Source organism: Protofrankia sp. CiP1_Cm_nod3, assembly GCF_982290655.1.
On the sequence record NZ_CEVIVD010000014.1, the window covers coordinates 56,304 to 57,108 of the forward strand.

The window sequence follows — 805 nt, forward strand, 5'->3', positions numbered from 1 at the left end:
AGTCGCTCACCGACGTGCTGGACCGGCTGGGCGCCGTCCTGACGACCGCGCCCGACGCCGCCACCGACCCCGACGCCCACGAACGGGTCGCGGCCCGGCTGCGGCAGCTCCTCCAGGTCTGGGACGGCCGCCGGCCCGCCGGCGCGGGCGGCTCCCTCGCCGGCGACCTGGCGGATCTCCGGTCGGCCGACGACGACGAACTGTTCGACGTGCTCGACAACGAGCTGACCACCCCGTACGGAGGCTGAGCTCACATGTCCACCGCGTCCGCCGGCTCCCAGGTACCCCCGGTGTCGGTACCCCCGGTGTCCCCCGCGCCCGCCGCGGCTGCCGCGTCCGCCGCGCCCGCCGGCGCGGGCAGCTCCCGCGAGGAGAAGCTGCGCGACTACCTGCGGCGGGCCACCGCCGACCTGCGCGCCGCCCGCGCGCAGGTGCAGGAGCTGACGTCGTCCCGGCACGAACCGGTCGCGATCGTCGGGATCGGCTGCCGCTACCCGGGCGGGGTGCAGTCACCGGACGACCTGTGGCGGCTGGTCGTCGAGGGCCGCGACGTGGTCGGCCCGCCGCCGGCGGACCGCGGCTGGGACCTCGACGGCCGCTACGACCCCGACCCGGCCCGGCCCGGCACCACCTACTCCCGCGAGGGCGGCTTCCTGCCCGGCGCGGGCGACTTCGACGCCGCGTTCTTCGGCATCTCCCCGCGTGAGGCGCTGGCGGCCGAGCCGCAGCAGCGGCTGCTGCTGGAGACCGCCTGGGAGGCGCTGGAACACGCCGGGATCAACCCGACGACGCTGCGTGGCTCCGC

The 805-nt window shown here is 77.3% G+C and carries 2 protein-coding genes; both read left to right on the forward strand.

The genetic code is table 11. The features are described 5' to 3' along the window. A partial coding sequence (locus AC5LUJ_RS05265; protein WP_493464550.1) for a hypothetical protein occupies positions 1-248 on the forward strand: 248 nt, incomplete at its 5' end. A 6-nt stretch (positions 249-254) separates the two neighbouring features. Continuing rightward, positions 255-805 (forward strand): beta-ketoacyl synthase N-terminal-like domain-containing protein (locus AC5LUJ_RS05270; protein WP_493464551.1); only part of this gene is annotated, 551 nt, incomplete at its 3' end.